A 7,638-nucleotide genomic window follows, 5' to 3' on the forward strand; every position below is an offset into this window, starting at 1 on the left:
CTTGCGCATTGGAAACTCCTTTTGAATCTTGGGAACGCACCGTGCGGTAGCGCCAGGGTCCCCATTGTGGAAAGCAGGCTGCGCACAGCCTATCAGTGCGGGCAGGGCATACCCGTAGGACGGCGCCCGCTCCGCGAGGCTGCCTCCACGGCCGTCACGGGCCGCTGCGATCCTGCCCGGGAGAGGGTTTGTCTGGAGACGGATGCGAATCCCGTGGCGTGTCCACGGGCAACTCGCCCTTGCGGCGTCCGGAGAACATGGTCCACCACACAATAGCGACCAGAATCACCAAGGCCAGCAGTGCTTCGAGCAAAATCAACCCCATGAATTTCCACCTCCTGCGCCATGCCGCGATGGCGCTGATTGTAGGGACGCTGGTCGCCTGCACGACCACCACCAAGCCGGTCTACGACCCCTCGCCCGTACCCGATCTGCAGCCGGGCGGCTCTCCCGCCGTCACGCCCAGGCCCCCGCTGGTCACCAACACGCCCACCAAGAGCCGCTGGATCGCGGCCGACTGGAGCGAATTGCCCGGCCTGCAGGAGGACGCGCTGCACGAAGCCTGGAATGCGTGGCTCAAGAACTGCGAACGACCCAGTTCGGTCTTCGCAGGCCTGTGCCGCGATGTGCGCCAGCTGAGCATCGCCACGGGCGACGAGCAGCGCGCCTGGCTCATGGCCAATCTGCAACCCTACCGCATCGAGGCGCTGGGCGGCGGCCCGGACGGCATGCTGACCGCCTACTACGAGCCGCTGTTCGAGGCGCGGCGCCTGCCCGGCGACGGATTCAACGTGCCGCTGTACAAGACGCCGGCCGGCGCCGGCTTCGGCAGCCGCAAGCCCTGGTTCTCGCGCCAGCAGATCGAGACCCTGCCAGAGGCCCAGGCGGCCCTGGCAGGCCGCGCCATCGCCTGGCTGCGCGACCCCGTCGATGCGATGGTGCTGCACATCCAGGGATCGGGGCGCCTGAACATCACCGAGCCTACAGGCGCGCAACGCACGATCCGCGTCGCCTTTGCGGGCACCAATGACCAGCCCTACAAGAGCGTGGGCCGCTGGCTGCTGGACCAGGGACTGGTGCGCGACGCCACCTGGCCCGGCATCAGCGCCTGGGTGGCCGCCAACCCCGGCCGCGTCAATGAAATGCTGTGGAGCAACCCGCGCTACGTCTTCTTCCGTGAGGAGCCGCTGGAAGGCCTGGACCTGCAGTTCGGCCCCAAGGGCGCCCAGGGCGTGGCCCTGACGCCAGGCCGTTCCATCGCCGTGGACAAGCAGAGCATCCCCTACGGCACACCGGTCTGGCTGTCCACATCCGGGCCCACCGTGGCGCTGAACCGCCTGGTCTTCGCCCAGGACACGGGCAGCGCCATCGTCGGCGCCGTGCGCGCCGACTACTTCATGGGCTGGGGCCCCGAAGCCGGCGACCTGGCAGGCCGCATCAAGCAGAACCTGCGCCTGTGGGCCTTCTGGCCGCGCGCCCTGGCGAGCCAGGCACCGCACTTGAGGTGACCCCCTGAGCGGCTACGCCGCTTCCTCCCGCTTTGGGGTGCGCCGGTTTTATCCTTTGCGCCAAGGCTCGCCCCGCATGGCACAAGACCAGCGCAGACACACCTCTATCCACTGTCCCTCGCTCTGGCGCGGCCCAACGCCAGGGGCGCCGAGCAAGAGCCGCCTCGCTGCGAGGGCGCCGTCCCCCTCTGGGGGAAGGCGCGCAGCGCCTCAGGGGGTATCGAAGTACCTCGTGACGCGCGGCGGTTCCTTGCCCTTGTGATACGCCAGCTTGCGGTCGCGCAGCGCCACGTCGGCGGCGGTGACGCGGTCGAAGCGGCGAAGGTGCTCGGTCCATGACTCGTCGATGATCTGCTCCACGTAGCGCTCCGGGTGGCTCATGCTGTGCAGCAGGCTCCAGCCCAGCGCGCCCTGGCGCATGCGGCTGCGGCGGCTTTCCTGCATGAGGGCGCGGAAGGCCTCGGCCTGGGTGGGGTCGATCTGGTACTCGATGGTGACGACCACGCGGCCGGCTTCGGGGATGTTGACCTCGGGGCGCTGGAAGGCCTTGGAGGGGCTCAGGTCCTCCTCGATCTGGCGGTCGCGCACCAGGCGCTGCACCAGCAGCATGCAGGCCACGCCGCTGGCGGCGGCCACCATGAGGCTGCCGCGCACGCCCACCATGCTGGCCACCTGTCCCCAGAGCGCGGCGCCTGCCGCCGTGCCGCCCATGATGGACATCTGGTAGATGGACATGCCTCGCGCCCGCACCCAGTTGGGCAAGGCCATCTGGGCCGAGACGCCCAGCACGTTGGCCGTGGAGATCAGCGCCATGCCGGCCAGCATCATGGCCGGCACGGCCATGTAGACATTGGGCGACAGGGCCACGGCCAGCGTAGCCAGCGCATGCACGGCAGAGCCCGACCGGATCAGCCTTTCCTTGGACATGGCCTGGCGCAGGCGCGGCAGGAACATGGCGCCCACGATGGCGCCCGCCCCCATGGAGGCCAGCAGCAGCGTGAAGGTCTCGGCGCCGCCCCCGCCCTCGGTCGGGCCGTGCAGGCGCTGGGCCACCAGGGGCAGCAGGGCCATCACCGCCGTGCACTGCAGGAAGAAACACACCGTGCGCGCCAGCACCGCATGCATGCGCGGCGACTCGCGCACGAACTGCAGGCCCACGCGCATGGCCGAGGGCAGGCGCTCGCGGCCCAGCGGGTTGGCCACGTGGCGGCGCTTCCAGCGGATCAGCACGATGCCCGAGATGACGGACAGCACGGCATTGAGCACGAACACCCAGGCACTGCCCAGGCTGGCGATGATGGCGCCCGCCACCAGGGGTCCGATGATGCGCGAGGCGTTCATGGCCACCGCGTTCAGCGCCATGGCCGAGGGCAGGTGGTGCTTGGGCACGAGTTCGGGAATCAATGCCGAGAACACGGGCCAGCGCATGGCCAGGCCGATGCCGTTGGCAAAGGTCAGCACCAGCAGCCAGTGCGCCGTCATCCGGCCCGAGAGCACGAACAGGCACAGCACCAGAGCCACGGCCGCCACCCAGAACTGGGTGACGATGAAGTAGCGGCGCCGGTCCAGGATGTCGGCCAGCGCACCGCTGGGCAGGCCCAGCAGGAAGACGGGCAGCGTGGAGGCCGATTGCACCAGGGCCACGAGCACGGGCGAGGTGGTCAGCGAGGTCATGAGCCATGCCGCCGCCACATCGTTCATCCACATGCAGGTATTGGCCGCCATCCAGATCAGCCAGAGCATGCGGAAGGTGGGGCCGGACAGCGGCGCCCAGACGCCCTGCTGGGCCTGGGCCGTCTTCTGGCCTTCGGCCTCGGCGGCCGCCCTGTCGGCAGCGGCCATGCCGGACGGGTCCTCGAGCAGGGTGCCCGGCGCCCCCGCGCCCGAGGGCTCGGCCGGGGGCTGGGTGGAAGGCTCGGTTTCTGAGGCGGGTGGCTGGGCGGGGTCTGGTGTTGATTGTTCTGCGGCCATGTGTCCCGATTCTCGGGCCAAACGCAGGGTGGCGCCAGAAATGGTTGCCTTACTAATAACCACGACCACCGCCTTGTACGACAACCGTTTTTCGCTCCTGCTACAGGAGCACACTGTCGCTTCGGCGCGACCTTCATAGGCCAGTCCGCCGGCCTGCGGCTACTGGCCCGGCAGTCCCTGGCCCGCCATGGGTCCCAGCTGGGACAGCGGCAGCGCATGGCTGGACTTGATCTCGCCCAGCGAGAAACTGGTCTGCATGTCCTTCACGTTGGGCAGGTTCAGCAGCGTGTTGCGCGCGAACTGCGCAAAGCTGTCCAGGTCGCGCGCCACCACCTGCAGCTCGAAGGTGCCGGTGCCGCTGATGTAGTGGCAGGTGACCACCTCGGGCAGCTTGCGGATGGCGTCCTCCATCTCCAGCGTCAGCGTGCCGGCCGTGCGCACGGCGTCCAGCCGCACGAAGGCCAGCACGCCCAGGCCGATCTTGTGGCGGTCGATGTCGGCGTGGTAGCCGCGGATGAAGCCCGCTTCTTCCAGCGCCCGCACGCGGCGCCAGCACGGCGCGGCCGACAGGCCCACGCGCTGGGCCAGCTCGGCATTGGTCAGGCGCGCGTCGGCCTGCAGGTGGCCGAGGATGGCAATGTCGAATTTGTCCAAAGTTTGCACAAAACACCATTTTCAAGAAAGATCCTTGCTCAGGATACTTGAAACGGCGCAAAGAAAGCAAAGACCTATCAGACGAGCACGAATACACTGAAAAAAGGCGATTTGGTTCAGACAACGAGTGCCGTGCATGCCTCTTTCCCGTTCCGGGCAGGACATGACAGGGCGCCGACCATCGATGGAGACAAGCCATGAATGCCCCACTGCCCGAAGACGTGCGCCGCGCCCTGGAGACGGTCACCCTCGACGACAAATACGCTCTGCAGCACGGCCGTGCGTTCATGAGCGGAGTACAGGCCCTTGTGCGCCTGCCCATGCTGCAGCGCCAGCGCGACGCTGCAGCGGGCCTGAACACCGCAGGCTTCATCAGCGGCTACCGGGGCTCCCCGCTGGGCGGCTATGACCAGGCGCTATGGGCCGCGAAAAAGCACCTCGAATCCAACAACATCGTCTTCCAGCCCGGCGTCAATGAAGAGCTGGGCGCCACGGCCGTCTGGGGCACGCAGCAGCTGGATCTCTATTCCGAGACCAAGAAGTTCGACGGCGTCTTCGGCCTGTGGTACGGCAAGGGCCCGGGCGTGGACCGCTGCTCCGACGTGTTCAAGCACGCCAACATGGCGGGCACGGCCCGGCACGGCGGCGTGATCGCGCTGGCCGGCGACGACCACATCAGCAAGAGCAGCACGGCCGCCCACCAGAGCGACCACATCTTCAAGGCCTGCGGCACGCCGGTGTTCTTTCCCAGCAATGTGCAGGACATCCTGGACATGGGGCTGCATGCCTTTGCCATGAGCCGCTTCTCGGGCCTGTGGTCGGGCATGAAGACCATCCAGGAGGTGGTCGAGTCCTCGGCGAGCGTCTCGGTGGAGCCGGACCGCGTGAACATCATCCTGCCCGAGGACTTCCAGATGCCGCCCGGCGGCCTGCACATCCGCTGGCCCGATGCGCCGCTGGAGCAGGAGCAGCGGCTGATGAACTACAAGTGGTATGCGGCCCTGGCCTATGTGCGCGCCAACCGGCTCAACCACAACGTGATCGAGGGCCCCAACGACCGCTTCGGCCTGATCGCCAGCGGAAAGGCCTACAACGACATGCGCCAGGCCCTGGCCGACCTGGGCCTGGACGACGACACCTGCCGCCAGCTGGGCATACGCGTGCACAAGGTCAACGTGGTCTGGCCGCTGGAGGCCACCATCACGCGCGACTTCGCGCGCGGCCTGCAGGAAATCCTGGTGGTGGAGGAAAAGCGCCAGGTCATCGAATACCAGATCAAGGAAGAGCTGTACAACTGGCGCTCCGACGTGCGGCCCAACGTGGTCGGCAAGTTCAGCGACGAACACGGCGGCGAATGGTCGGTGCCCAATCCCAGCCAGGACTGGCTGCTGCGCCCCAATGCGGACTTGACGCCGGCCCTCATCGCGCGCGCCATCGTCCAGCGCCTGACCAAGATCGGCGTGCCCGAACACATCGCCCAGCGCATGCACGAGCGCATTGCCGTGCTGGACGCCCGCGAGGCCGCGCTCAAGGTGGCCCAGAGCCAGCCCACGGGCGACCGCGTGCCATGGTTTTGCAGCGGCTGCCCGCACAACACCAGCACCCGCGTGCCCGAGGGCAGCCGCGCCGTGGCCGGCATCGGCTGCCACTACATGACGGTGTGGATGGACCGCTCCACCAGCACCTTCACGCAGATGGGCGGCGAGGGCGTGACCTGGGTGGGCCAGGCGCCCTTCACCAAGGACGCCCATGTCTTCGCCAACCTGGGCGACGGCACCTACTTCCACAGCGGCCTGCTGGCGATACGCCAGAGCATCGCGGCCGGCGTGAACATCACCTACAAGCTGCTGTACAACGACGCCGTGGCCATGACGGGCGGCCAGCGCGTGGGCGAGCGGCCCGAGGGCCATTCGGTGCTGCAGATCATGAACAGCCTCAAGTCCGAGGGCGTGGCCAAACTGGTCATCGTCACCGACGAGCCCGCCAAGTACGACGGCGTGGCGCTGGCCGAGGGCGTGACCGTGCACCACCGCGACGAGCTGGACCGCATCCAGCGCGAGTTCCGCACCCTCAAGGGCTGCACGGCCATCATCTACGACCAGACCTGCGCCACCGAAAAGCGCCGCCGCCGCAAACGCGGCACGCTGGCCACTCCCGACAAGACCGTGGTCATCAACGAATTGGTCTGCGAGGGCTGCGGCGACTGCTCGGTGCAGTCCAACTGCCTGTCGGTCGAGCCGGTGGAGACCGAGTTCGGCCGCAAGCGCCGCATCAACCAGAACACCTGCAACAAGGACTACTCCTGCGTGAAGGGCTTTTGCCCCAGCTTCGTCACCATCGAAGGCGGCCAGCTCAAGAAGCCCAAGAAGGAGAAGAAGGGCGACCTGTCCATGCTGCCCGCCATCCCGGAGCCCGTGCTGCCGGTGGCCGAGCAGGCCTGGGGCATTGTGGTGGCCGGTGTCGGCGGCACGGGGGTGATCACCATCGGCTCGCTGCTGGGCATGGCGGCCCACCTGGAGGGCAAGGGCGTGATCACCCAGGATGCGGCCGGCCTGGCGCAAAAGGGCGGCTCCACCTGGAGCCACATCCAGATCGCCAATCGTCCCGAGGCCATCTACACCACCAAGGTGGACATGGCCAAGGCCGACCTGGTGATCGGCTGCGACCCCATCGTCACGGCCACGCCGACCACCATGTCCGTGATGCAGCCGGGCCGCACCTTCGTGGCGCTCAACAGCCATGGCTCGCCCACGGCAGCCTTCGTCACCAACCCTGACTGGCAGGCACCGGACGACCGCTGCGCCAGCGCACTGGCCCAGGCTGTGGGCCCCGAGCTGCTGGGCAGCTTCGACGCCGAGCAGGTGGCCGTGCAGCTGCTGGGCGACAGCATCTACACCAACCCGCTGATCCTGGGCTACGCCTGGCAAAAGGGCCGCGTGCCGCTGTCGCATGCGGCGCTGATGCGTGCCATCGAACTCAACGGCGTGCAGGCCGACAACAACAAGGCCGCCTTCGAGTGGGGCCGCCGCTGCGCCCATGACCTGGCTGCCGTGCGCGCCCTGTTCCAGACGGCCCAGGTGATCCAGTTCGTCAAGAAGCCTTCGCTGACCGAGATGGTGGCCAAGCGCGTGGACTTCCTCACGGCCTACCAGAACGCCGCCTATGCGGCCGAGTACCAGGCCTTCGTGGACAAGGTCCATGCCGCCGAGCGCGCCGTGGCGGGCTCGGGTACGCGCCTGTCGCAAGCCGTGGCCCGCTATCTGTTCAAACTCATGGCCTACAAGGATGAGTACGAGGTCGCGCGCCTGCACACCGATGCGGCCTTCAGCCAGCGCATCGCCAGCATGTTCGAGGGCGACTACCGCGTGGTCCACCACCTGGCGCCGCCGTCGTCGGCCGCCAAGGACGAGCAGGGCCATCTGGTCAAGAAGTCCTACGGTCCCTGGATGCGCAAGGCCATGCAGGTGCTGGCGAAGATGAAGGGCCTGCGCGGCACGGCACGCGG

At 67.8% G+C, this 7,638-nt stretch carries 5 protein-coding genes; 2 read left to right on the plus strand and 3 right to left on the minus strand.

The features are described from left to right. Positions 1-154 precede the first annotated feature (154 nt). Complete coding sequence (locus L995_RS33870) at positions 155-325, minus strand: hypothetical protein (RefSeq protein ID WP_016449371.1); 171 nt, start codon at positions 323-325, stop codon at positions 155-157. On the opposite strand from L995_RS33870, the gene mltA reads away from it, so the two are divergent. Beyond that, on the plus strand, positions 324-1,508 hold the full coding sequence (gene mltA, locus L995_RS17325; protein WP_017404060.1) for a murein transglycosylase A: 1,185 nt from the start codon (positions 324-326) through the stop codon (positions 1,506-1,508). The two genes, L995_RS33870 and mltA, sit on opposite strands and share 2 nt — an antisense overlap. 210 nt (positions 1,509-1,718) lie before the next feature. Here the strand turns inward: mltA and L995_RS17330 are convergent, their stop codons facing one another. Further along, positions 1,719-3,479 carry an MFS transporter gene (locus L995_RS17330; protein ID WP_374006324.1) on the minus strand — a complete coding sequence of 587 codons (1,761 nt, stop codon included), beginning with the start codon at positions 3,477-3,479 and terminating at the stop codon, positions 1,719-1,721. Positions 3,480-3,638: 159 nt separating this feature from the next. After that, positions 3,639-4,142 (minus strand): Lrp/AsnC family transcriptional regulator, encoded by a 504-nt coding sequence (locus tag L995_RS17335; protein ID WP_016449368.1) that lies wholly within the window; start codon positions 4,140-4,142, stop codon positions 3,639-3,641. A gap of 188 nt (positions 4,143-4,330) precedes the next feature. Between L995_RS17335 and L995_RS17340 the strand changes: the two genes are divergently transcribed. After that, positions 4,331-7,638, plus strand: a 3,308-nt coding sequence (locus L995_RS17340; RefSeq protein ID WP_047472767.1) for an indolepyruvate ferredoxin oxidoreductase family protein, incomplete at its 3' end; no start/stop codon positions are given.

Origin of the sequence: Delftia sp. ZNC0008, from assembly GCF_000799035.1 — a bacterium.
Classification (GTDB): domain Bacteria; phylum Pseudomonadota; class Gammaproteobacteria; order Burkholderiales; family Burkholderiaceae_C; genus Comamonas; species Comamonas tsuruhatensis.